The 24,282-nt window shown below is 52.4% G+C and carries 22 protein-coding genes; 12 read left to right on the top strand and 10 right to left on the bottom strand.

Going from position 1 to position 24,282, the window contains the following annotated elements:
* The first annotated feature begins 442 nt into the window (after window positions 1–442).
* Together SJI19_RS20535 and SJI19_RS20530 are read left to right on the top strand one after the other, a co-directional pair.
* Window positions 443–1,558, top strand: coding sequence for a type IV toxin-antitoxin system AbiEi family antitoxin (locus SJI19_RS20535; RefSeq protein ID WP_323480127.1), 1,116 nt, complete (start codon window positions 443–445; stop codon window positions 1,556–1,558).
* Window positions 1,543–2,442, top strand: a complete 900-nt coding sequence (locus SJI19_RS20530) for a hypothetical protein (protein WP_323480126.1) — start codon at window positions 1,543–1,545, stop codon at window positions 2,440–2,442. The genes SJI19_RS20535 and SJI19_RS20530 overlap by 16 nt, the downstream gene beginning before the upstream one ends.
* A gap of 741 nt (window positions 2,443–3,183) precedes the next feature.
* Here SJI19_RS20530 and SJI19_RS20525 read toward each other — a convergent pair.
* Window positions 3,184–3,654, bottom strand: a complete 471-nt coding sequence (locus SJI19_RS20525) for an OsmC family protein (RefSeq protein WP_323480125.1) — start codon at window positions 3,652–3,654, stop codon at window positions 3,184–3,186.
* Between the two features lie 134 nt (window positions 3,655–3,788).
* On the opposite strand from SJI19_RS20525, the gene SJI19_RS20520 reads away from it, so the two are divergent.
* Window positions 3,789–4,196, top strand: coding sequence for an amino acid-binding protein (locus tag SJI19_RS20520; RefSeq protein ID WP_323480124.1), 408 nt, complete (start codon window positions 3,789–3,791; stop codon window positions 4,194–4,196).
* Window positions 4,197–4,198: 2 nt separating this feature from the next.
* Window positions 4,199–4,945 (top strand): metalloregulator ArsR/SmtB family transcription factor, encoded by a 747-nt coding sequence (locus tag SJI19_RS20515; RefSeq protein WP_323480123.1) that lies wholly within the window; start codon window positions 4,199–4,201, stop codon window positions 4,943–4,945.
* On the opposite strand, the gene SJI19_RS20510 is transcribed toward SJI19_RS20515, so the two are convergent.
* The 4 genes from SJI19_RS20510 to SJI19_RS20495 all read right to left on the bottom strand — a co-directional run bounded on the left by SJI19_RS20510 (window position 4,932) and on the right by SJI19_RS20495 (window position 7,400).
* Window positions 4,932–5,402 (bottom strand): hypothetical protein, encoded by a 471-nt coding sequence (locus SJI19_RS20510; RefSeq protein WP_323480122.1) that lies wholly within the window; start codon window positions 5,400–5,402, stop codon window positions 4,932–4,934. The genes SJI19_RS20515 and SJI19_RS20510 overlap by 14 nt on opposite strands.
* Before the next feature lie 68 nt (window positions 5,403–5,470).
* Window positions 5,471–6,028, bottom strand: a complete 558-nt coding sequence (locus SJI19_RS20505; protein ID WP_323480121.1) for a DNA-binding protein — start codon at window positions 6,026–6,028, stop codon at window positions 5,471–5,473.
* A gap of 52 nt (window positions 6,029–6,080) precedes the next feature.
* Window positions 6,081–6,293, bottom strand: a complete 213-nt coding sequence (locus tag SJI19_RS20500) for a hypothetical protein (protein ID WP_323480120.1) — start codon at window positions 6,291–6,293, stop codon at window positions 6,081–6,083.
* Between the two features lie 204 nt (window positions 6,294–6,497).
* Window positions 6,498–7,400 carry a LysR family transcriptional regulator gene (locus tag SJI19_RS20495; protein ID WP_323480130.1) on the bottom strand — a complete coding sequence of 301 codons (903 nt, stop codon included), beginning with the start codon at window positions 7,398–7,400 and terminating at the stop codon, window positions 6,498–6,500.
* A gap of 135 nt (window positions 7,401–7,535) precedes the next feature.
* Here SJI19_RS20495 and SJI19_RS20490 point away from each other — a divergent pair, with 135 nt between their 5' ends.
* Window positions 7,536–8,294, top strand: a complete 759-nt coding sequence (locus SJI19_RS20490) for an SDR family NAD(P)-dependent oxidoreductase (RefSeq protein ID WP_323480119.1) — start codon at window positions 7,536–7,538, stop codon at window positions 8,292–8,294.
* Between the two features lie 239 nt (window positions 8,295–8,533).
* Here the strand turns inward: SJI19_RS20490 and fhuF are convergent, their stop codons facing one another.
* Window positions 8,534–9,265, bottom strand: a complete 732-nt coding sequence (fhuF, locus tag SJI19_RS20485; RefSeq protein WP_323480118.1) for a siderophore-iron reductase FhuF — start codon at window positions 9,263–9,265, stop codon at window positions 8,534–8,536.
* A gap of 110 nt (window positions 9,266–9,375) precedes the next feature.
* Between fhuF and SJI19_RS20480 the strand changes: the two genes are divergently transcribed.
* From SJI19_RS20480 to SJI19_RS20465, 4 genes are all read left to right on the top strand, one after another.
* On the top strand, window positions 9,376–11,676 hold the full coding sequence (locus tag SJI19_RS20480) for a TonB-dependent siderophore receptor (RefSeq protein ID WP_323480117.1): 2,301 nt from the start codon (window positions 9,376–9,378) through the stop codon (window positions 11,674–11,676).
* A 252-nt stretch (window positions 11,677–11,928) separates the two neighbouring features.
* Complete coding sequence (locus tag SJI19_RS20475) at window positions 11,929–12,591, top strand: glutathione S-transferase (protein ID WP_323480116.1); 663 nt, start codon at window positions 11,929–11,931, stop codon at window positions 12,589–12,591.
* Window positions 12,592–12,870: 279 nt separating this feature from the next.
* Complete coding sequence (locus SJI19_RS20470; RefSeq protein ID WP_323480115.1) at window positions 12,871–14,238, top strand: NCS2 family permease; 1,368 nt, start codon at window positions 12,871–12,873, stop codon at window positions 14,236–14,238.
* A 174-nt stretch (window positions 14,239–14,412) separates the two neighbouring features.
* Window positions 14,413–16,059 (top strand): Na+/H+ antiporter, encoded by a 1,647-nt coding sequence (locus SJI19_RS20465; RefSeq protein ID WP_323480114.1) that lies wholly within the window; start codon window positions 14,413–14,415, stop codon window positions 16,057–16,059.
* A 31-nt stretch (window positions 16,060–16,090) separates the two neighbouring features.
* On the opposite strand, the gene SJI19_RS20460 is transcribed toward SJI19_RS20465, so the two are convergent.
* Window positions 16,091–17,017, bottom strand: a complete 927-nt coding sequence (locus SJI19_RS20460; protein ID WP_323480113.1) for a LysR family transcriptional regulator — start codon at window positions 17,015–17,017, stop codon at window positions 16,091–16,093.
* Window positions 17,018–17,208: 191 nt separating this feature from the next.
* Here SJI19_RS20460 and SJI19_RS20455 point away from each other — a divergent pair, with 191 nt between their 5' ends.
* Window positions 17,209–17,544, top strand: coding sequence for a CidA/LrgA family protein (locus tag SJI19_RS20455; protein ID WP_416347582.1), 336 nt, complete (start codon window positions 17,209–17,211; stop codon window positions 17,542–17,544).
* A complete protein-coding gene (locus SJI19_RS20450; RefSeq protein WP_323480111.1) occupies window positions 17,537–18,226 on the top strand; it encodes an LrgB family protein in 690 nt (229 codons plus the stop codon). Before SJI19_RS20455 ends, SJI19_RS20450 begins: the two co-directional genes overlap by 8 nt.
* Window positions 18,227–18,346: 120 nt before the next feature.
* On the opposite strand, the gene SJI19_RS20445 is transcribed toward SJI19_RS20450, so the two are convergent.
* The 3 genes from SJI19_RS20445 to acs are packed head-to-tail and all read right to left on the bottom strand — an operon-like array spanning window position 18,347 to window position 22,370.
* On the bottom strand, window positions 18,347–20,041 hold the full coding sequence (locus SJI19_RS20445) for a cation acetate symporter (RefSeq protein ID WP_323480110.1): 1,695 nt from the start codon (window positions 20,039–20,041) through the stop codon (window positions 18,347–18,349).
* Window positions 20,034–20,351 carry a DUF485 domain-containing protein gene (locus SJI19_RS20440; protein ID WP_323480109.1) on the bottom strand — a complete coding sequence of 106 codons (318 nt, stop codon included), beginning with the start codon at window positions 20,349–20,351 and terminating at the stop codon, window positions 20,034–20,036. Before SJI19_RS20440 ends, SJI19_RS20445 begins: the two co-directional genes overlap by 8 nt.
* A 60-nt stretch (window positions 20,352–20,411) precedes the next feature.
* Complete coding sequence (gene acs / locus SJI19_RS20435) at window positions 20,412–22,370, bottom strand: acetate--CoA ligase (RefSeq protein WP_323480108.1); 1,959 nt, start codon at window positions 22,368–22,370, stop codon at window positions 20,412–20,414.
* Window positions 22,371–22,922: 552 nt separating this feature from the next.
* Here acs and gltP point away from each other — a divergent pair.
* Window positions 22,923–24,239: a glutamate/aspartate:proton symporter GltP gene (gene gltP / locus SJI19_RS20430; RefSeq protein ID WP_323480107.1), complete on the top strand. Its 1,317-nt coding sequence runs from the start codon at window positions 22,923–22,925 to the stop codon at window positions 24,237–24,239.
* Window positions 24,240–24,282 lie beyond the last annotated feature (43 nt).

Below are 24,282 nucleotides of genomic sequence, written 5' to 3'. Positions count from 1 at the left end.
ATTTTCCCTACAACTTTCGGTGTTTTAGCCACCGCAGTTCGATATGTTTTTCTCTTAGATTTTAACCGAGATATATGGTGACGGCGCCAGGCCCGATTTCTAACCATTTCCATTCACTCCAATTTTCGAACGCGGCGTCATACCGCGCCCTTATCAATCTTTGGAGTTCGATTTCAACCTGATTTTTCATGAATACCTCGTTATATATCAATAGGGTGGAATATTATACTACTAACTATCAGATGAAAAGTCTGATAATCCACGCTTTCATCTAAGCTCCATATTGTCAGCTATAGGGCAGGCGACCGGCTCCCGTTGATTAATACAAAGCTTAGTCTATAAGGGGTTGCTAGCTGACCAGCTAATGATAGTATAAGGCCTAAATCTTAGCTGATGTGACCTTTTTTGCTGTTCAGCTAATAATGCATTGGAGGCTAATGTTATGGAACATTACTCACATCGTTCAGGGTTTGAATTCGAAAGGCAGATGCTGGATGCACTGGTGGAGGCTCTTGCTGAGGCATTCGGCTCTGAAGCCTCAGTGCTCGATGCTTCACACGAGCTACATGGGACGGAGCTTGATGGCATGATCGTAATTAAGGCTCCGGGGAAAACCCTGCAGATTTTTGTCGAAGTCAAAAAGAAGGTTTACCCAAGAGACTTGAGGAATGCCGTGTACCAACTCCACAGAAGCATACACGAAACTCGTCATCATCACGAAGCTATTGGACTGCTCGCGGCAGACGTATTGAGCCCAGGTGCTAAGCAGGAGCTTAAGGAACAGAATATCGCCTCATTCGAGTTGGGAGGCAACCTTTATTTAAAGCACGATGGCTGGTTCATCAATATCGAAAAGCCTTCTCATCGTTCTAAAAAGAACACACAGGGCATTGACCTTTTCACTGAGGCTCGTGAAAGTGTAATCCATGCACTTCTGATAAATAGTCATGGATGGCTAACTGGTACAGAACTGGCCGAACAAGCCGAAACTTCCTCGTACACCTGCTCTCTCGTGTTGCAGGAGCTGACGTTGCGTGAGTGGGTGGAGTCTACTGGTGGAGGGCCGAACAAGCGCAGAATGCTCACTCACCCTAGTAAGCTTTTGGACGCTTGGTCTGAACAGTGGAAGGAGCGCAAAGAAAAGAAGTCGAAGTGGTACACCTTTGTCGAAAATCCCAAGCATCTGCTAGCTCACCTTGCGGAAAGGATCGACCGTCAGAAGGTGGATTATCCGTGGGCGTTTACAGGTGCTGCGGCGGCGAATGTTTACGCTCCGTTGCTGACCAGTACTGAGGGGGCGGAGATTATAGTCCCCAAGGGCTACACAGAGAGGATGGCTAACCTGCTAGGCCTGAAACCCGTCAGTAAAGGGGCGAACGTTACACTCATCGAACGCGAACCCGCGAGCTTACTTTACCGGGATATGCACCTGGGCGACCCTGTCTTTTTCGCAAGCCCTTACATTCTTTACCTGGACTTGCTGGATGGTCGAGGCCGCAACAAAGAATTAGCTGACCATCTTAGGAAACGTTTGGAGTCATTATGGCAACAGGACTGAAGCCTCGTACAGCGGCTGGATACGATCAAGATGTTACTTCGGCGTGTGAGAGGACATTGCTCACACTACTGAGCGCCTTTGGGAATCTTAAGGACACCCTGAGACTTGTCGGTGGCTTGGTTCCTCGTTATCTCACGCCAGCGACTCCGCCTGATGTTCCTATGCATGCGGGGACTTCTGACGTGGACATTGTGTTAAACCTGGAAGTACTGGCAGCTGGCAATGAATATGCTAGCCTTGCGCAGCAGTTAAAAGCACGGGACTTCACCCGATGGGTCGAAGAGGGAAAGTCTGCATCTTGGCGCTGGCGCCGCAAGGTCAATGACCACATCGAGGTAGTCGTTGAACTTCTCCGGGATGCTGGTGATGAGGAACCTGGCCGGATCATCAGCGTCGATGGGGAAAAAGTATCGGCACTCACAATCAAACATGCTCGAATTGTTCACGATTGGTATCAGCAGAAGGAAATTTCTGCCCAACTCTTGGATGGTGATGGCTTATCAGTAGATATCGTGCGATTTGCGGACGTGCCAGCATTTGTCATTTTGAAAGCACTGGCTCTGGATCAACGCCAGGAGAGGAAGGATGCCGCCGACCTAATCCACGTGATCAGATACTCAGGCTCGATAAAGGAAGTCGCAGCGCTATTCGTTGAACGTATTTGTTCCGAGCAGCACCCAGAGGCTATGCAGGACGGGCTAGCGGCGCTCTCAAGGCGCTTTGGGGACGACGAGCATGGCGAAGGCTATGAGAAGGTGGGGGCTGTTGCCTACGCACGCTTCTACGGCGAGGACGACGAAGACGAACTTGTTGGGCGGCAGCGTTTTGCCGCAGGGTTAATCCAGAACTTGCTGGCTGAGATTGAGAGGCAACGGGCAACCTAACGAAAACAGAATTGCCCCATGCCAGACGTGGTTTGTGGCTGATCCATATACTTAGTAGTCTTAGGCAACAATGTAATGTTTAACAGCGGATGTTATGGGTAATTTTACAAAAAACATTACACTTTATGTATTTTTTTGGGTGTTTATATGCTCAAGTCCCTATATATACAGCATTTTATTGTTAATTACACACTCAGTCGTGATTCATCAGGTAAATCTAACCGTTCTAAAGTTGACCTTAGATACAATTGTCAATAATTCCATTATAAGCCTCCGATTTATCGGAGGCTTTTTAATTTATGCTTTAAATCAAGAAATTATCGTAACTCCAGCGTTCATCATTGATGATGGGTACGCCTATTTGTTTACCCTACACTACTGCGCATGGTGAAAATCCCGCTCTGAGGACTCTCTGCAGTGTTCATCGGGGACTTCGGCGGTATCAGCAATGTTTGTCTGATGGCTGATATGATGGAGACTGTTCACCGTGAGGTTTACGGGGGCGTCGGGTCTTGACTGGGCGACAGAAACGGCTGATATAAGGAGAAAAAAACTGCCGATAATGACTTCTGAAATTTTCAAATGGCCTCCGCGTTAACTCGATTGTCTTCGTGTGAACATCATGCATTTTTTAGCGTAATCTTCTGTCAATGCAGCATAAATTTATTCCAGAAGATGTGTGCAGACGCAATTAACCTGTGATCCCCATATCCTTCAGGTTTCGCCTTTAATCTGATGTGGTCACGCCAGTTCTGGTCTGATACGTATTTCCGTCAAGACTGAGTTTGCCAGGTAGCAATGACGGTGTGCTTCATGATGAAGTGAGAGGTGCTCATTTTCCGTCGGAATCGTCTTTCCACTAAACGATACTTTTGGGTTAAGTTCAACGCGAGTCATCGCCATTTCGCCTTTGATATTGTTACTCATGTGGCCAAGGGCCGCATCATGGTAATGATCAACGCAGAACCCCGCCGATGCGGCAATAGATAAAAACCACAGCATATGGCAACTGGACAGCGCGGCGACAAAGGCTTCCTCTGGGTCCACCGCTTCTTCCATGGACCAGGGCTTTTTTACCACCAGTGGTGATGATGACGCGGTGACCTGAATGCCGCCATCAAAATTCCATTGATGTACGCGGCTGTACTTTTGATCGGTGAAACGTTCCTCGTTATTGCGATGCCAAATGATGTTGGCGACATAATTTCCCATGATAAATCCTCTATTCAATAAGTTGTGCCAAGACAATACTCAGGGTTGGGCCTGCAACGCTTCGTTGGACAACAAAGCATTGGTTTATTAGTCGGGCTACGCTTGCCTATACATCAACACCATTAGGGGCAAACGTGTACGATATTTACGTTATTTTGGCTAATATCCCAGGTGAATTGGGCAAATTTGGCAATATATTAGGTGCGGCCGGCGTAAGCCTCGAAGGCGGCGGAGTTTTTACCTTCGGGCAAAAAGGACATGCCCATTTTTTGGTAAACGACGCCACTACAGCCTGTGCAGCACTTAAGGCGCAGGGTATTGTGGTGGAAGAGGTTAACGAGGTGCTGATCCGGCGACTCGATCAAGAAACTCCTGGGCAACTGGGCACTTTTTGCGCAACATTGGCAGAAAATAATATCAATATTATTACCCAATATAGCGATCATCATAATCAACTCATTCTGGTGGTGGATGATGCTATAAGGGCCAGGCGGCTCACGCAGATATGGGCGGGTTGCAACGTGTCTCACAAAGAGGAATAGAAATGAGGCAACCGTATCCGGTAACACCTGAAAAGTCTGTTGTCGGGCAGCATAACCAACATGAACATCTTGAGGATGCGCTGACCGCAGTGACAAGCGCATTGGCCGATAGATCCAGGTCGAGGATGCTGTGCGCCTTAATGGATGGCCGTGCGTATACCGCAACCGAGCTTAGTGCCGTGGCGGACATTTCGCCTTCCACTGCCAGTGCGCACCTTGCCCGACTCACGCAAACCAGACTGATAAAATATCTTTCGCAAGGAAGGCATCGTTACTACCGGTTAGCCGGACCGGAAGTGGCTGACATCATGGAACGGTTGATGGGGTTATCATGGGAGCAGACGCAGACAGTAGCCATTCCAATACGTACTCCCGTTTATTTGCGTCACATCCGACGTTGTTATGATCATCTGGCCGGTGAAGTTGCCGTTGCGCTGTACGAGCAGATGATCGTTTCAACTTGGCTAAGCAATGACGGAACCACACTAACGCCTTTAGGGTATGCCGCGCTGACTGAGATCGGTGTTGATTGTTCCTCCGGTACAACCAGACGGCGTTTCGCTTGCCCGTGTCTCGACTGGAGTGAACGACGCCCGCATCTTGGCGGGCAATTGGGCGCAGCCATCCTGAATGCTTTTGAACAACATGCCTGGGTGACTCGCCATCTTGATAGCCGTGGTATGAACATGACGCCAAAGGGAAAAAATGCATTGGCTGCAATACTCACTCAGTCCGTCAACTCACCATGACGATCTTGTCAAACGCCAAATGGTGCATAAATTCACGTAAAATCAGCAGAGTGGCGGCGAAGTCCCGCTCTTCGGGTAAGCCTTCGACATGTGCTGGTCGGCCGTTGATGACCCGGGCCAGACGATCAAATGTGAGTTCCGTGGCTGCCAGGGATAACTCAGGTGATTTACTGGGCGTTACGCCTGCAAGCAGGGCTATGTTGAGTAGCAGGGGGTCGTTGCTGAACAGTTGCGAGCCGGCGGGAATGTCATGGCGGATGCGGGATATTTCATCCTCGACCACCATGATGGCGTTTTCCATTTCATCTGGAGTAGGTGGAACATGATGAAAATAATGCTGCGCAATCCTTTGACTACCGAGCTGTAACACCAAAACCCGCTTTGCTGCATCGGCGCCCATGAGCGTGATAACCGTTTCCTCTTGACCGATATGCAGTCCTATGGCAATTGCTGACATTTCATCGTTTCCTTTTACCGACAACTGCGAGATATTGCGCGAGCCGCTGCGTACCAAACATGACCTGTTTAATGGCAAAAATCGGCGAGTTGTTGGGGATGTTCCAACATAGCCAAGTATTGCGTTATGCTATCCCGCGCGCTGGTTTCACGTAATTGCAACGCAAGATTGATAATATCAAGCTGTCGAGCGTTTACGGCCAATTTAGCGTCCAGTTTGCCTCTTGTGCTTAACCATTCGGCTACGTCGGCCCAGCGCCAGAGTGGTGATATGCCTTTTATTCGTTGGATCGGTCCGGGAAAATCGCCTGAACCGCGGGTGCCGTCTTTGAGCATGGCAATGGCTTGGCGAGACATGTCGGATAATTCGGCGATATCACTCAAACCCACCAGATTGGCATCCACCGAGGAGACTTTTGCACCCAGCGGTGCGGACTCGATATCCCTGATGGCGCTGAATACCGCTTGGCAAAAGCTGTCGCTTTCGCGATCAAATTCAAGGTATACGGATTTGCCGTAGAAGCAGACCAGCGCATCATCACAGCCGCTGTCGAACAGGGCATCCTCCAGGCCTTTGGTGTCGGCGGTTACACCTGTCAGGGTAAGCGCGAAATTATACAGTTCCATAATTTGCTCCTTCAGTGGCGATATCCGCCATTTATCAGTGATCCAGTGCTATTTACCGGCAATTATTAACTTTGCGACAAATTTGTTTGGCATGGTTTTCAGCGTTGCGCGGTGTGGACCAAATGCTCATTTGGTGTTCATGATGTACGGCAATGCCACAATACAACCGGCCAAATGCGTGTCCTTTACCTTGCCGAAAGTACCAGCCTGCAGAGAGGGCATACTCAATGGCGGCCTGAATATGTTTGTTCGGATGTTCCTTCATCGTCTATCTCTTCATGTTGAGGATGATAAATGGGATGTTGACCGTTGTCAACAGTTGTTGTGCGTCACTCTCTATCCACAGATTACCCAATTCCCCGGTAGAGTCATGGTTCATCCACCAAAAGAACCTAGGTTTTGAATAAGTATCGCAAGTTTCTCGCCATGAGCGGATGAAGCGATTGTTGGTCGTATGAAGGTGGGGCTGTTAAGACAGGATATAAGGTTTGAGTAACTCGGCGAGCCAGTCCATAAATACCCTGGCTCGCTGTGGCAAATAGCGCCGGTGGGCGTACATCAACGCAATTTCCATTGGGGGCGCCCGGTATTCGGTCAATATGGAGACTAAACGACCACTGGAGAGGTAGTCGTCAAAGCCGATGGCGGGAGCCTGGATAATGCCAAGTCCGCCGAGACAAGCGGCTTCATAGGCGTCAACATTATTGACGGTCACCAAGGCTGGCAGCGCTACCCCCTCAATTTTGTCCTGATGAGAATAGGTGAACTGCCCAGGATTAGCGCCGAGTTGAGCCACATAATGAACCAGAAAATGCCCGGCAAGATCCGCTGGAATGCGAGGGAGTCCGTGAGCGGCTAAATAGGTCGGGCTAGCACAGTTGATCATAGGCAACCAGCCTAGTCGCCGCGCCACGAGAGAGCTATCGGCTACTTCCCCGATACGCAGCACACAGTCAAAACCCTCACGTATCATATCCACCCGGCGATCGGTGCAGCTGACGTCGATTTGCACGAGTGGATGCTGATGCAAAAATTCTACCAGATGCGGTAATACCAGGCTGCGGGCAAAGCCGGTAGGCATATCTATGCGCAGTCTGCCTGACAGAACTTGCCCATCCTGGCGGAACAGTCCTTCCAGCTCATCCATATTCGCCAGCATATCTTTAGCGCGTTCATACAATACCAATCCATCCTGAGTGGCGCTGACCCGACGTGTGGTACGGTGCAACAGCCGCGTGCCCATAAAGGCTTCCAGCGTCTGGACATGCTCGGACAGGGTGGATTTAGGCAGGCCAAGGCTCTCCCCTGCCTGTGTAAAGCTCGACAACTCCGTGACACGAATAAAGCTGCGTAGGAGTTCCAGTTTATTCATCATCATTCTTCCTCCGCTATTGTTCACCCCTCGCGAACAGTATTTCCGATTTTATCGGGTTTATCGAGTGACTGCCGTCTAATAAGCTAGAACACAGCCAGTTCCTCACGTCTCAATTGTTTTAGGAGAAATGTCATGAATACAAAAATTGCGTTGATTACCGGCGCCAGCCGTGGATTGGGGAAAAATATCGCCATGCATTTGGCTGCTCAGGGTGTGGGCATTATCGGTACCTATCATAGCCGAGCCGACGAGGCACGGGTGCTGGAAGATGACATCGCACGGTCCGGGGGGCGGGCAGTGATGCTGCAGTTGGATATGGGTAACAGCGCCGGCTTTGGTGCGTTTTCTCAGGAGTTGAAGGCAATTTTAACCAAAACCTTCTCGTGCGAGCGTTTTGATTTTCTGGTCAATAATGCCGGGATTGGCCTTTATGCTGACATTGCCGATACCACCGAGCAGCAATTTGACCAACTGTTCAATATTCATCTTAAAGGCCCCTTTTTCCTGACACAAAAACTGTTGCCATTAATCAACGACGGGGGGCGGATAATCAATATTTCCACCGGACTGACCCGGTTTTGCTCGCCGGGATTGGCCGCCTACGCCACGATGAAAGGCGGGTTGGAGGTATTGACCCACTATCAAGCCAAAGAGTTGGGCGCCCGTGGTATTAGCGTCAACGCACTTGCCCCCGGTGCAATTGAAACCGATTTTGGCGGCGGGTTGGTGCGGGATAATCAAGAAATAAACCAGCAAATTTCCTCGGCTACCGCGTTGGGCCGGGTAGGTTTGCCGGATGATATTGGTGGCGCAGTGGCGGCGCTATTATCAGACGGAACGCATTGGATCACCGGCCAACGCATCGAAGCCTCCGGCGGCGTGCTTATCTGAGGCGAGTGGCAGTGTTTTGCGCCAGGCGCAAGGTAAGGGCAGTTGCCGCAGTTCCTCGTCGGCGGCACGGTACTGCAAATATCCCGGTGTTAAACGATGCACTTCTTGAGCTTATCGCCGTTATTACGCCCGCACCGGGATTCTTCTGAGTATGTAAGCGATAACTAACGCTCTACCTATCAGGTTGATCCAATGAGATTAAGATGACATTACCGTCAGGGATAAGGAAAAAAATGTAGTCAAACCCGGCGATTTTTACGCCGTTCCGCCAGCAGTAGCGGACAACTCGGGCAATACTCGGCATCGCTCAGTTTGTAACGTAGGCAGCACTGGCGACGAATCATGTGTGCACTGCCGCCCTCGGTGTCATCAATGTGCCGTACGGGTGCAAACAGCCGGTTTAGTGTGCCATCAGGCTGTGTTTTACTGGTCAGTAACGGGTCGGCGTCGGTAGTATTCAAACCTTGCTCTTGTGCCAGCGTAAAACCGTAGGCGATGCGGATGGCTGCGTTGTTCCAAAATAAGCTCGGTGCTATCCCCGCCAGGTGGCTCAGCGTTTGGCATAGGGGGTGTAAATGCCCGGTCACCAGGGGGTGAAAGCGGGCAAAAATATTGGTGCCGGGAGCGATTTGCTCGCCATCATCATCCAGCAGGAATCCCCGCGGCACACCGGTATCTTCAAGGCAAAAGCGAATGGCTTGTGGATCAGACGGCAATTGCCAGCGATACAGCAGGTTAATTCGTGTCCATATGGGCAGCAGGCGGGCAAAATACCATTGCGACCACATGGATATTACGGCCGCTCGATCCTCGTCAGGGTGCAACTGCAAAAAAGGCTCGAGTACCGGCAATGCAGTAGTCGGTGTGCATAAGTCCGCCGCCGAAAAACACACTGACCCGGCCGGTGCGGCCAATAAAAAACGCCTGGCGATGTCGGCGGCGCACTCCACGGCTTTCTTATCTTTAAGCAAGAAAGTTGATACTTTTGGAAGTATTTACTTGCATATTTATTTACCTTTAGCATAATCCTGAATTCGCATAAGAATCATTCTCATTATTATTCAATAAAGGTTTTGTGTCCATGTGTACTGCCGATTTTTCCCCCGTTGAGCGCAACGCATTCCTACCGTGCCTATTGGCGGTGACTCTCCGTGCAGGCTGTGCCGCGCTGGCCTTGCCGGTCTATGCCGCCGCCACCAGCGCGGTGGCTTTTGCTGCGACCACCGCCACTGCAACCTCTACGCTAAACACCGTCAAAACGGTCAGCGCGACGCCGGTTAATGGCCAGGCTGATACCATTACCGTGGTGGCCGCGCCGGATAACACGTTTCGTGCGGGTGGTGATCAACTGGTGCCAGCCTTTTTGGATGGCCAGATTGCCAACGGCGGACGGTTAGGTTTTTTAGGGCAACAGGATGCCAATAACGTGCCGTTTAGCATCGTGGGTTTTACCTCGAAGCTGATCCAGGATCAGCAGGCGCGGTCATTGGCGGATGTATTGAATAACGATGCCTCGGTGCAAAGCGGCTATGGCTATGGCAACTATGCGCAAACTTTCGTAGTGCGGGGATTTTCTCTTGATGGCGACGACATTTCTTATGGTGGCCTCTATGGTATTTTACCTCGGCAGATGTTGCCCACCGAGTTTGCCGAACGCATAGAACTGCTCAAGGGATCCAGTGCCTTCCTTAACGGTGTGCCCCCGGGCGGTACCGGGGTTGGCGGCACGGTGAATGTCGAGCCCAAACGCGCCGGAGACGAACCGCTCAACCGGGTATCCCTGGATTATACCTCTACATCCCAGGAGGGCGGTGCCTTTGACCTTTCCCGCCGCTATGGCGATAACAATCAGTTCGGCGTGCGGATTAACGGTGCGCACCGCGAGGGCGGCACCGCCATTGATGATGAACGGCGTCGGATGACCATGGGATCGGTAGGCCTGGATTACCGAGGCGACCGTTTCCGGAGCTCCCTTGACGTTGGTGTGGTCAAGCAAACCGTGCACGGCGGACGGCCGGTGGTCTATCTCGGAACCGCCACCAAAATCCCCGAGGCACCTTCCGCCACCAGCAACTATGGTCAGCCATGGGCCTTTACCGATACGGAAAATGAGTTTGGCATGCTGCGGGCTGAATATGATCTGACGGATGCCTGGACCACTTATGGCGCGGTGGGCGCCAACCACACCCATGAATATGGAAAATATGCGTCACCGACGTTGTCCGGTGACGATGGCGATGCCACCATGAGCCGAATGACCGTGCCCTATTTTTCCGACAGTCTCTCAAGCCAAGCGGGGGTGCGAGGCAAATTTAGCACCGGTTTTGTCAAGCATAACGTCAACCTGGGCATGTCCACCCTTTATAGTCGAACCCGCTCTGCCTATACCCTGACCGGGACGACCATCAGTGAAAATATCTATCACCCGGTTAATGTCAGCGAACCCATGACTGACCTTTATTCGGGCGGCGATATGGGGGATCCCGGCGTGACTAACCGGGTGCGTAACTATGGTGTGGCGCTTTCCGATACCCTTTCCATACTGGACGACCGGTTGCAGTTCACCGGCGGGCTACGGCGTCAAAACGTGGTGGTGTATAACTATGATTATACCGGCGCGCAAAGCAGTTCGTTTGATCAAACCAAGGTCACGCCGGCCTTCGGCCTGGTGGTCAAGCCCTGGGATCATATCTCCCTCTACGCCAACCATATCGAAGCGTTGCAGGCTGGCGAAACCGCCGGTACGCAGTATAACGGTGTCCTTGTCAGCAACGGCGGCCAGGTTTCCGGCATCGAAACCTCTAAACAAAATGAAGTGGGGATCAAAGCGGATTATGGCCGGGTTGCCGGTTCGTTGGCGCTGTTCGAAATCAAAAAACCGGTCGGTGTTTATACCCCGTCCAGTAACGGTTATGTGTTTGGTAATAATGGTGAAGTGCGCAACCGCGGCCTGGAGCTCAATGTATTTGGTGAGCCCCTGTTTGGCGTGCGTATCAACGGCAGCATGGCCTGGATGGATCCGCAACTGACCAAAACCCAAGATGGCACCTATAACGGCAATGATGCCGTCGGCGTCCCGCGCTACCAGATGGTGGTCGGCGGCGAATGGGACCTCCCCGGCCTGACCGGTCTGACCGCTACCGGCAAAGTGATTCATACCGGTTCGCAATATGCAGACCAGGCCAACCAGCTTAAAGTGGATGACTGGACCCGACTGGATTTAGGTGTGCGCTACAATATGAACCTGCCGAGAAACACTATCATCTGGCGTGCCGCGATTGAAAACGTCACTAATGAAAAATACTGGGCATCGGCCACCGGCGGTTACTTGACCCAAGGTGACCCCCGTGAGGCGAAGGTATCGATGACCGTCGATTTCTAAGCGTCGATTATTACACTCGTCGATTACGGTACTCGTAGGCTGCACCGGCGTGAGCTGCGTGCAGTTTTTTATAGGATAAACCGGCCCGGTCGCGTCTTGATGGTTAGGGCTTAACGCTACCGCCAGGGCACTCACTATCGGTGCGGGTCGGCCCGGTAATTCTGATGTTGAGTTATTCTGTGTCGTTTTAGACTGCTGCAAAGGCTCAAGTGGGCTACAGTGATCATTGGATAATGGCCAAAGGAGCATGTGATGATTACCGTCCACCACCTGAATCAATCACGTTCACATCGGATTTTATGGTTGCTTGAAGAACTCGATCTGCCCTATGACGTGACGTATTACCAACGTGAAAAAAATATGCTGGCCCCGGAGTCGTTAAAACGTATTCACCCGCTGGGGAAATCACCTATTATTACCGACGGCGAGCTCACGCTGGCGGAGTCGGGAGCGATTATCGACTATGTGGAGGACCGCTACGATAGCGCTCATCTACTCTCCCCCGCAGATAGCCATGATGACAGTTGGGTTCGTTACCGCTATTGGTTGCACTACGCCGAAGGGTCGCTAATGCCGTTGTTGGTCATGAAACTGATTTTCGGAATGTTGAGCAAACCCCCGGTACCCTGGCTGGCCAGGCCGATTGGAGCAGCGGTAGGCAAAGGGGTATCACAAAAGTATCTTGATCCGCAATTGCTGACCCATTGCCGTTATCTTGAAAGCCATTTAAGCCAGTATCCCTGGTTCGCCGGCGAGCGGTTCAGTGCGGCGGATATTCAAATGAGTTTTCCTCTGGAGGGGCTAGCGGCGCGGGTGGGTATCAACGGATATCCCGCACTGCAAGCCTATATTGATAAACTGCGACAGCGTCCGGCCTATCAACGTGCTAAAAAGCGTGAACAGCATAATGAGTGACTGCTTGAGACCGCATGTAAATCAATAAACATGCTGCTTAGTGGAATTTTACGTTGAAATCCCCCCCAAGGGGGTCGGATAATCTTTGCCCTCGCGTTCTTTCCCCGATATCTATCTTTTCTCGTCGCGCCAGGGTTTCACCGCGACGGCCGGACGGCATGTCATCGGCGACCAGGCTATAGTCCGGCATGACGGAATAACCGGGAGGGACGCCACATAATCATATCCGGTCATTGGGACCACTCACGACGATTCGCGTTTCATTTTAGAGGATTTGCCATGTCCAGCTCCACCCAACCGGCCGGCGGGGACGCCAAGCCGCTTCGCGCTCTTGATGCCTGGTTCAAAATATCCGAACGGGGCAGCAGCATCCGCCAAGAAGCGCTGGCCGGTCTGACCACATTTTTGGCCATGGTGTATTCGGTGATTGTGGTGCCTGCGATGTTGGGCAAAGCTGGTTTTCCGCCGGCAGCGGTATTTGTCGCCACCTGCCTGGTGGCGGCGTTCGGCTCTCTGTTGATGGGGCTTTGGGCTAATTTGCCCATGGCGATTGGCTGTGCCATTTCCTTAACTGCTTTTACCGCCTTTAGCCTGGTCTTGGGCCAACATATTAGTGTCCCCGTGGCACTCGGCGCGGTATTCCTGATGGGGGTGGCGTTTACCCTGATTTCTGCCACCGGCATTCGCTCGTGGATCCTGCATAATCTCCCTCTGGGTGTCGCCCAGGGGACCGGGATCGGCATCGGCTTGTTTTTGCTGATCATTGCCGCCAACGGTGTCGGTCTGGTGGTGAAAAATCCCATAGAAGGTTTGCCGGTGGCGTTAGGGCATTTTGCTTCGTTCCCGGTCATTATGTCGCTGGTAGGATTGGCGGCGATCTTCGGCCTGGAGAAGCTGCGGGTGCCTGGTGGCATTTTGCTGGTCATTATTGCAATATCCTTGCTGGGTCTGATCTTCGATCCCAACGTCAGCTACCGAGGATTATTTGCCCTGCCCACTTTGTCCGATGCCCAGGGTCACTCGCTTATCTTTAATCTGGATATAAAGGGGGCGCTACAACCGGCGGTGTTGCCCAGCGTACTGGCACTGGTGATGACGGCGGTATTTGATGCCACCGGCACCATCCGCGCCGTGGCGGGGCAGGCGAATTTGCTGGATAAGCATGGGCAGATTATTAATGGTGGTCGAGCGCTGACGGCCGATTCATTAAGCAGTATTTTTTCCTCCCTGGTGGGTGCCTCCCCGGCAGCAGTCTATATTGAATCGGCGGCCGGCACCGCCGCCGGCGGCAAAACCGGCTTAACCGCCACCATCGTCGGTATCTTGTTTTTGGTGATCCTGTTTTTATCGCCGTTATCCTACCTGGTGCCGGGCTACGCCACTGCGCCGGCGCTGATGTACGTCGGGCTGCTGATGCTTGGCAACGTCGCCAAGCTGGATTTCGGCGATTTTGTCGACGCGATGTCCGGTTTGCTGTGCGCCACCTTTATTGTGCTGACCTGCAATATTGTAACCGGTATTATGCTGGGTTTCGGGTCGCTGGTTATCGGGCGCGTTTTTGCCGGGGAATGGCGTAAGCTGAATGCGGGCACGGTGATTATTGCCATTGCGTTGGTGACGTTCTACGCGGGTGGTTGGGCGATCTGAGCCGCGTTGCATTGGCGCACGGTGGCATACGGTTGAGTCAACATTCACTCGGTGCGGCAACGAACAGGTTTTTAACTTTTGGTAAAATGTTCTACTATCAAAGCTCGCGTTGCGGGCTTTGATGTTAATGGGGTCCGGCGGTGGACCTTACCAGAGCTAAAGACTAAGGCAAGCATGGAAATCTTTTTCACCATATTGATTCTTATCCTGATTGTATCCTTGTCAGGTGTCATTACGCGTATCCTTCCTTTCCAGATCCCGCTGCCATTAATGCAGATTGCCCTGGGCGCACTGCTGGCCTGGCCGCAAATCGGGCTGCATGTGGATTTTAATCCTGAACTCTTTATGGTGTTGTTTATCCCGCCGTTGCTGTTCGCTGACGGTTGGAAAACCCCGGCGCGGGAGTTTTTACGCCACGGCGGTGAAATTGTGGCGCTGGCATTGGTTTTGGTGCTGATTACCGTGGCGGGCGTGGGGTATCTGATCTATTGGATGGTCCCCGGCATCCCTCTGGTGGCGGCGCTGGCGCTGGCGGCGGTATTGTCGCCCACCGATGCGGTGGCGCTGTCGGGCATCGTTGGTGAAGGGCGAATTCCTAAAAATCTGATGGACGTTCTGCAGGGCGAGGCGTTGATGAATGATGCGTCCGGTCTGGTATCGCTCAAGTTCGCCATCGCAGTGGCCATGGGTACCATGGTATTTACCGTGGGCGGTGCGTCTGTTGAATTTGTGAAAGTGGCGGCCGGAGGGTTGTTGGCCGGCGTTGCGGTGACCTGGGCCTACAGTAAGTCTCTGCGCCTGATTAACCGCTGGAGCGGCGACGACCCAGCTACCCAGACCGTACTGTTGTTACTGTTGCCCTTTGCATCCTATCTGATTGCCGAACATCTGGGCGTTTCCGGCATCCTGGCGGCGGTGGCTTCCGGTATGACCATTGGCCAGTCTGGCATTATCCGTAATGCGCCCTTGGGGATGCGGTTGCGGGCTAACAGTGTCTGGTCAATGCTGGAGTTTGTGTTTAACGGCATGGTGTTTATTCTGTTGGGCCTGCAGTTTCCCAACATCATCGAAACCTCAATGACCCAGGCCGAGCGGGATCCCACAATCCAAATCTGGATGTTGTTTGTTGATATTGTAGTGATTTATGCAGCACTCATGCTGCTGCGTTTTTGTTGGTTGTTGTTGATGAAAAAAATCAGCCAGCGCTTTTTGAAGAAACGGCCGATGGTATTTGGCGACTACGGTATCCGTGAGATACTCGTGGCTTCATTTGCCGGCGTACGCGGTGCGATAACCCTGGCCGGTGTGTTGTCCATCCCACTGCTATTGAGCGACGGGACACCATTCCCCTCGCGTTATCAATTGGTGTTTATTGCCGCCGGTGTCATCCTGTTTTCGCTGATCTGCGGGGTGATCGCGCTACCGTTATTGCTGCGCGGTATCAAGGTCTCGGATAAAACGGCGCATCGCGGAGAAGAGCGTATGGCCCGGGCCGCCGCCGCTGCGGTAGCCATCGAAAGTCTGCATAAGATGCAAGAACGTCTGGCCGTCGATAAAGAGGAAAATATTGATGACCAATTGCTGGCAGAAGTCGCTTCTAGGGTGGTGGGCAATCTGCGTCGGCGAATTGATGGCAAAGCCGGGCTGGGCAATGCGCTGTTAATTGAAAATCTGGAGCGTCGTATGCGGCTCAATGCCCTGCGTGCCGAGCGAGGCGAGTATTACCACCTGCGTGCACAGCAAAAGATCAGTAATGAAACCTTGGTCAAATTATTGCGCGACCTTGATTTGCTGGAAGCGCTGTTGGTGGAAAGCGAATAACGGCTGATCCCCGTCCGCATAGGGCAAGGGTTTACGACGGATTTTGCTGACCGCCGAGCGGCAGGTTAGGTGCTGCCATCTGCGGCCAGTGGTCGCGGCAGGCAGCGATCCAGGCTTGGGCGCTGTGGGGCAGATAACGATCCTTGCGCCAGATAAGCCCCAACTGCCACATCATCAGCGGCGCTACCGGTAACCACAGCAGATGATTTTTATCCAGCCGCTGGCATATCGGCTCCGGCATGATGGCGATACCGATACCCGCTTCCACCATGGCTGCCAGAAAATCCCACTGTCCGCTGCGCACCGCGATTTGCGGCGTGATCCCCACGGCCTGGAATGCCGACAGTAATTGTCGATACAACGCGAACTCTTTGTTATAGATCAACATCGGCCAACTGCCCAGTTCAGCTAATGGTACCGATGTGCGGTTAAGCCAAGGTGCAGTACGCGGTACTACGGCGCATAAAGGATGGCTGAACAAGGGTTGCACGGTTAAATCGGCCTCGGTATCCACGGTCAGCGCGGTAAGCGCCAGATCCAGCTCGCCGGATAATACCGCGTGCTGGACCGTCAATCCGCCGAATTCGGCGATTTGCAGTTCGACGCCCGGGTATAGGTGGCGAAAGTCGCGGATGAGATCTGCCATTTGGGTCCCCACCATGGGCGGGATGCCCAACCGAAGTAGGCCTTTTTTCAGTGAGCCGATATCTTCCAACTCCGCCTGTAGCTGACGGAACTCATCCAGAATAGTGATGCCCCGGTTATACACCACCTGGCCGCTGTCGGTCAGACGCAACTTACGCCCTTCGCGCACCAGTAGGCAGCAATCCAGCTCTTCCTCTAAATGTTTGAGCATTTTGCTAATGGTCGGCTGGGTAACAAACAGCGTCTGTGCGGCGCGGGTAAAACTTTGTTGCCTGACGACCTCGACAAAATACCGCAGGGTCCGGATGTCCATAACTATTCCTATTGGTAATAATACACATGATATTAATTCATTTTCCGCAAGTTTGCCGGGCCGCCTATAATGCAGCCTCAAACTTCCTCAAAAAGGATCCAATCATGTTGTTGTCAGGGCGCGTGAACATGCTGCTGCGTAGGGTTCAGTGTCAATTGCCGGCCCAGTTGATCGTGTATATCGGCTTGTTTATGGTGTCCCAACGGTTGGTTGAACGCTTCCATCTACCCTTGCCGGCGAACGTTATCGGCATGTTTTTATTATTAGCGCTGATTTTATCCGGCCTGCTGCCGGTGCAATGGGTTTCAGCGGGGGCGCGCTGGTTATTGGCGGAGATGTTGTTGTTTTTTGTGCCGGCGGTGGTGGCGGTGATTAACTATACCCAATTGTTAATGCTGGACGGCTGGCGAATATTTTTGGTGATCGCCATCAGCACCGCCTTGGTCTTGGGGACCACCGGGCTGGTGGTAGAACGGGTTTATCGTTTTGAGTTGTGGCTAGCGCGCAGGAAACCCCATCATGGTTGATATTATCCTTGGTGTGCTGTGTTTGTTTGTGACGCTGATCTTGTATTTCGCCAATAAAACGCTATATCGCCGTTATCACCATTTGATGTTAATGCCGCTGATTTTTACTCCGGCGGTTTTGGTGGCATTGTTGGCGGTGACCCACGTGTCCTACCAGCACTATTTGCTGGAGACCCACTGGCTGCTGTGGCTGCTGGGCCCGGCGACCATTGCGTTTGCGGTGCCGGTGTATGAAAATTTGTCGATAATTCGTCAGCATTGGTTGTCTCTTAGTGCCGGCGTGATCACCGCCACCTTGGTCGCGGTGATCAGTTCGGTGTGGTTGGCACGGCTGCTGGCACTGCCGGAGGTGATCCAACGCAGCCTGGCGGTGCGCTCTATTACCACACCATTCGCCCTGGAGGCAGCAAAGCAGATGGGCGGCCAACCGGATCTGGTGGCGCTGTTTGTGGTGATTACCGGCGTATTCGGCATGGCTATTGGCGATATTGTGTTTTTGCGCTTGTCAGTGCAGGGAAAAATGGCCAGGGGCGCCGGCCTGGGCGCATCCTCCCATGGTGCCGGTACCGCGCGGGCCTATGAGATGGGCAGAAAACAGGGCGTAGTATCCAGCCTGGTGATGATGCTATCCGGCGTGTTGACCGTGCTGGTAGCGCCACTGATTGGGCGCATCATGTGGTAAACCGGCCATAACCGACTGAACGCACAGCCTTTTGGTCTGTATGCGGACGTCTTGCAAGAACCACCCAATGCTGGCCTTTCGGCCAGCATTGGCCTGTCCTGAAATACCAGCCCGTGGGGGTTACTGTGCTTTTTGTGCACTCTCCAAATCGTCTTGTGCGCTTTCCCGCGCTTCTCGAGCCGTGTCCACCGCTTCCCGTACCCCGGTTTGTGAACGGATAAACTGCGCGAAGAACAATCCACGTTCTTTGTCGCCCTGCGCGGAGCGATCGGTAATAGAGAACAACCAAATGCCAATAAATGCCATCAACATTGAGAATAGCGCCGGGTATTCGTAAGGGTAAATGGGCGCGGCGTGGCCTAATACTTTAACCCAGATGGTCGGCCCAAGAATCATCAAGGTTACCGCCGTGATCAGTCCGGCCCATCCTCCGATCATGGCTCCACGCGTGGTCAGTTTCGACCAGTACATCGACAGCAGGATGATCGGGAAATTGCAACTGGCGGCAATGGAGAAAGCCAGGCCCACCATAAAAGCGATGTTTTGTTTTTCAAACAGCACCCCCAGCGCGATAGCCACGATGCCCAAAATAACCACGGTAATTTTGGAGACCCGCAGCTCGTCCCGTTCGGTGGCCCGGCCCTCTTTGATGACGCTGGCATAGAGATCGTGAGATACCGCCGAGGCGCCGGCCAGAGTCAAACCGGCCACTACCGCCAGGATAGTGGCGAAGGCCACCGCCGAGATAAAGCCCAGGAAGAAGTTACCGCCCACGGCGTCGGCCAGATGTACCGCCGCCATGTTGGTGCCGCCTAACAGCGCGCCGCTGCTGTCTTTAAAGATAGGGTTGGGGCCTACCAGCAAAATGGCACCGAAACCGATGATAAAGGTTAAGAAATAGAAATACCCCATGAAACCGGTGGCGTAGAGCACGCTTTTACGTGCTTCTTTGGCATCACTGACGGTGAAAAATCGCATCAGGATATGTGGCAGGCCGGCGGTGCCAAACATCAGCGCCAGGCCCAGGGAGAGTGCAGAGATAGGATCGGATACCAATCCCCCAGGACGCATGATTGACGCCCCTTTGCTATGCACTTTCATGGCTTCGCTAAACAAGGTATCGAAACTGAAATGCACGGTTTTCATGACCATCAGCGCCATGAAACTGGCTCCAGCCAACAGCAATACCGCTTTGATGATTTGCACCCAGGTGGTGGCGAGCATACCGCCGAACAGCACGTACATCACCATCAGGATCCCCACCATGACCACCGCCACATGGTAATTGAGGCCAAACAGCAATTGGATCAGCTTGCCGGCACCCACCATTTGAGCAATTAAATACAGCGCCACTACCACCAGGGAACCGCAGGCGGATAAGGTACGAATCGGTCTTTGTTTCAAACGATAGGACGCCACGTCGGCAAAGGTATACCGGCCAAGGTTGCGTAACCGTTCGGCAATTAAAAACAGGATAATCGGCCAGCCGACCAAAAAGCCCAAAGAATAGATCAGTCCGTCATAGCCTGAGGTATAGACCAGCGCGGAGATACCCAGAAACGAAGCCGCCGACATAAAATCACCGGAGATGGCCAGTCCGTTCTGCAAGCCGGTAATCTTGCCGCCGGCGGTATAATAATCCCGGCGTGAACGCGTCCTGAGTGACGCCCAATAAGTGATATACAGCGTCAGCGCGACAAACACCACAAATAGGATGATCGCTTGTATATTCAGCGGCCTCGGTTGATCCGCCGCCTGTGCCAGCAACGGAACGGTGAGCAGCAGGCCGGTTAAGGCTTGGGAACGTTTAGCCATTATAGCGGACCTCCCGCAGCAACTGCTGAGTCATACGTTCGAATTCCCCGTTGGCGCGAATGACATACACCGCAGTAAGAATGAAAGAGATCACAATCAACCCGATACCCAGCGGAATACCTCGGGTGACGCTGGTTCCTGCATATAACGGTGTGCCTAGCCAGCCTGGGGCGAAAGCGATAAGCATGATAAAGCCGTAGTAGAGCACCAGCATAATCAACGAGAGCAGCATCGCAAAATGCTGGCGTTTTTCCACCAGTTCTTTGAAATGCGGGTTACTCGCGATCCTTTGATAAATGACATCATTCATCAGGGATTCTCCAGTAGGGTAAGGGACGATCGGAATATGCCGCCCGCAGGCGGCGAATGGTTATGACGATATCTGCATTGCGTTTTTTTCTTCTAACAGTTTCTCAACAACGCCAGGATCGGCCAAGGTCGAGGTATCGCCAAGATTGCTGGTATCGCCGGCGGCAATCTTGCGCAAAATACGCCGCATAATTTTGCCGGAACGGGTTTTGGGTAACGAGTCGGTCCAGTGAAGGATATCCGGGGTGGCTATCGAGCCAATCTCTTTACGTACCCAACTACGGACCTCGTTATACAACTCGGGAGTAGGCATTTCACCGTGGTTTAGCGTGATATAAGCATAAATCGCCTGGCCTTTGATATTGTGGGGGATGCCGACCACTGCGGCTTCGGCGATTTTGGGATGAGAGACCAGCGCCGATTCGATTTCTGCGGTGCCGAGACGATGACCTGAAACATTCAGTACATCGTCCACCCGTCCGGTGATCCAGTAATAGCCATCTTCGTCACGCCGCGCGCCGTCGCCGGTGAAATACATGCCTTTAAAGGTTGAAAAATAGGTTTGTTCAAAACGGTCATGATCGCCAAACAACGTGCGCGCCTGGCCCGGCCAAGAATCGGTAATCACTAAATTACCTTCTCCTGGACCGTCTTGCATCGTGCCGGTGTTATCCACCAGTGCGGGCTGCACGCCAAAAAACGGCAGCGACGCGGAGCCGGCTTTTAACGGCGTGGCGCCCGGCAACGGTGTGATCATGAACCCGCCGGTTTCGGTCTGCCACCAGGTATCCATAATCGGGCACTTGGCATTGCCGATTTTATGGTAATACCACTCCCAGGCTTCGGGGTTTATGGGCTCGCCCACCGAGCCCATAATCCGCAGAGATGTCCGGCTGGTACCCTCGATGGCCTTGTCGCCCTCAGCCATTAACGCGCGGATGGCGGTCGGTGCAGTGTAAAGGATATTAACCTGATGTTTATCGACCACCTGTGACATCCGGCGGGCATCAGGCCAGTTAGGCACCCCCTCGAACATCAGGGTAATGGCGCCGCAAGCCAGTGGACCATAGAGCAAATAGCTGTGGCCGGTAACCCAGCCCACGTCGGCGGTGCACCAATACACGTCTCCCGGATGGTAATCAAAGACATATTTAAAGGTCATGGCGGCGTAGACCAAATACCCACCCGTGGTATGCAGTACCCCTTTGGGTTTGCCGGTGGAGCCGGAGGTATAGAGAATAAACAGCGGATCTTCCGCGTTCATCACTGTGGGTGGACAATCATCCTTGGCGCTGGCGACGGCTTCATGCCACCAGAGGTCGCGCTCCGGGGTCCAGTCAATCTGTTTACCGGTGCGTTTAAATACAATCACCCGTTGTATGGTGTTTACCGCCGGGTGTTTCAGCGCGTCGTCAATATTCTTTTTCAGCGGAATCTTGCGACCGGCGCGAATGCCCTCATCGGCGGTGATCACCATTTTGGCGCTGGAATCAACGATACGTCCGGCAATCGCTTCGGGTGAGAAACCGCCAAAAATGACGGAATGAATGGCGCCGATGCGGGCGCAGGCCAGCATAGCCACCGCCGCTTCTGGCACCATTGGCATATAAATCGCCACCACATCACCTTTAGCGATGCCTTGCGTCGTGAGTACATTGGCAAAACGGCAGACTGCCAGATGCAATTGTCGGTAGGTTAAGGTTTGGCTTTCCTCTGGGTTATCCCCCTCCCAGATAATGGCGGTTTGATCACCACGCTCTGCCAGATGCCGATCCAGACAATTAGCGGCTACGTTTAATGTTCCATCCTCGAACCAGCGAATTCGCACATGGCCGGGGTCGAAGGATGTATTTTTAACAATACTGTATGGCGTGATCCAATCGATGATTTTGCCCTGCTGGCCCCAAAAAGCCTCCGGGTTGGTTACCGACTGTTGATACATCTGTTGATATTGTTCCCTCGAAATAAGGGCGTGCTGCGCAATGTTGGCCGGAATCGGATACGTGTGCGGATGGCTCATGATTTTCCTCCCCTCATGAATTTGTTAATATTATGTCAATCGCCGGTTAATTAAACCTCTGCTGAGGGCTTTGTTTGTTATTTGCGCAGTAGATCACGTATCTTCAATGTGGGTTTGCCTTAAGGCATGAAAATGTGTCGTTGAGGACAAGGTTTAGCCGATTTTTACGGCAACCGTTGCCCGTGGCATGATGTCTTTTTAGGCGTTTGAGGAATACGAATAAACGCCAGAGAAAAAAAATAATGAGGTTAAAAAATCCCGCGCAGTGCATTGTATAATGTGGTGTGACATATTATTACTCCTTATATTACAGTAAATTGGTGATGCTTCGTGCGATATTCCCGTGAATAAACGATAAATGACGACGAAAGGCATATAAAACAGCACTTGCAATGATGCTTTTTCAAATGGTACAGAGTGACCTCTCCAAATAAAGGTCTTGTACACAGACCGGCCGCCGTATGTAGCGAGCACGTGTCCAAACGCTAAATTATTACCAGGTCCGAACAGCGTCGGGCCATGACGGGATCACCTCGGGAAAATGATGTTGTTATGAAAAAGTTAAAAATTAAGCTTGCCTGGCAAATTCTGATAGCGCTGATCCTGGGGATCGGTATCGGTGCAATTTTGCATAATCACGCCGACAGTCGTGAATGGGTGATCGGCAATATCTTATCGCCAGCCGGCGATATTTTTATCCGGTTGATAAAAATGATCGTGGTGCCGATTGTTATTTCTACGTTGATTGTTGGCATCGCCGGCGTTGGGGACGCCAAAAAATTAGGGCGCCTGGGCCTGAAAACCATTATTTATTTTGAGATTATTACCACCTTGGCGATTGTGTTGGGGATCACCCTGGCCAATGTTTTCCAGCCTGGGCATGGCATCGACATGTCGGCGCTGGCGGTGGTGGATATTTCCCAATATGAAAAAACCAGCGAGCAGATTCAAACCGGTAACCATGGATTGGTAGGCACTCTATTGTCATTGATTCCGCCGAACATCTTTGCCGCCATGGGGCGTGGGGATATGCTGCCGATTATCTTCTTCTCCGTGCTGTTTGGCCTGGGCCTGGCGGCGTTGCCTACTGAAACCAAGACCCCGCTGCTTAATGTGTTTAAGGCGGTCGCCGAGACCATGTTCAAGGTCACCCATATGATCATGTGTTACGCCCCGGTAGGGGTGTTCGCACTGATTGCCGTCACGGTGGCCAATTTTGGCTTTTCTTCCCTGATACCGTTGGCCAAGCTGGTGCTGTTGATTTATGCCGCGATCGTTTTTTTCGCCTTTGTGGTGTTGGGGACGGTGGCGCGGTTGTGTCATTTTCGGATCTGGACGCTGATTCGCATCCTCAAAGAGGAGCTGATTCTGGCCTATTCCACCGCCAGTTCGGAAAGCGTACTGCCACGCATTATGGAAAAGATGGAGGCCTATGGCGCACCACGCTCCATCACCAGTTTTGTTGTGCCCACCGGCTATTCGTTTAATCTGGATGGCTCTACCCTTTATCAAAGCATCGCCGCCATTTTTATTGCTCAGTTATATGGAATCGATTTGTCCATCGGCCAGGAAATTATCTTGGTTCTGACCCTGATGGTGACCTCAAAGGGCATTGCTGGCGTACCGGGTGTCTCTTTTGTGGTGTTGCTGGCGACGTTGGGTAGTGTGGGCATTCCTCTTGAGGGGCTGGCGTTTATCGCCGGGGTCGATCGGATCCTGGATATGGCGCGCACCGCGCTAAATGTGGTGGGCAATTCGTTAGCGGTACTGGTGATTGCCAAGTGGGAAAATCAGTTTGATAGCGATAAAGCCATGGCGTACGAAAAAGAGTTATTGAACCTGCAGGAAACGCCAATCCTGCCGAGTTAATAGCAGAAAACGTGCGGTGGCTGTGGCTCTCATCCATGAGAGC

This window comes from Acerihabitans sp. TG2 (assembly GCF_035013185.1).
GTDB lineage: Bacteria > Pseudomonadota > Gammaproteobacteria > Enterobacterales > Enterobacteriaceae > Acerihabitans.
This window is presented reverse-complemented; position numbering and strand designations above follow the sequence as displayed.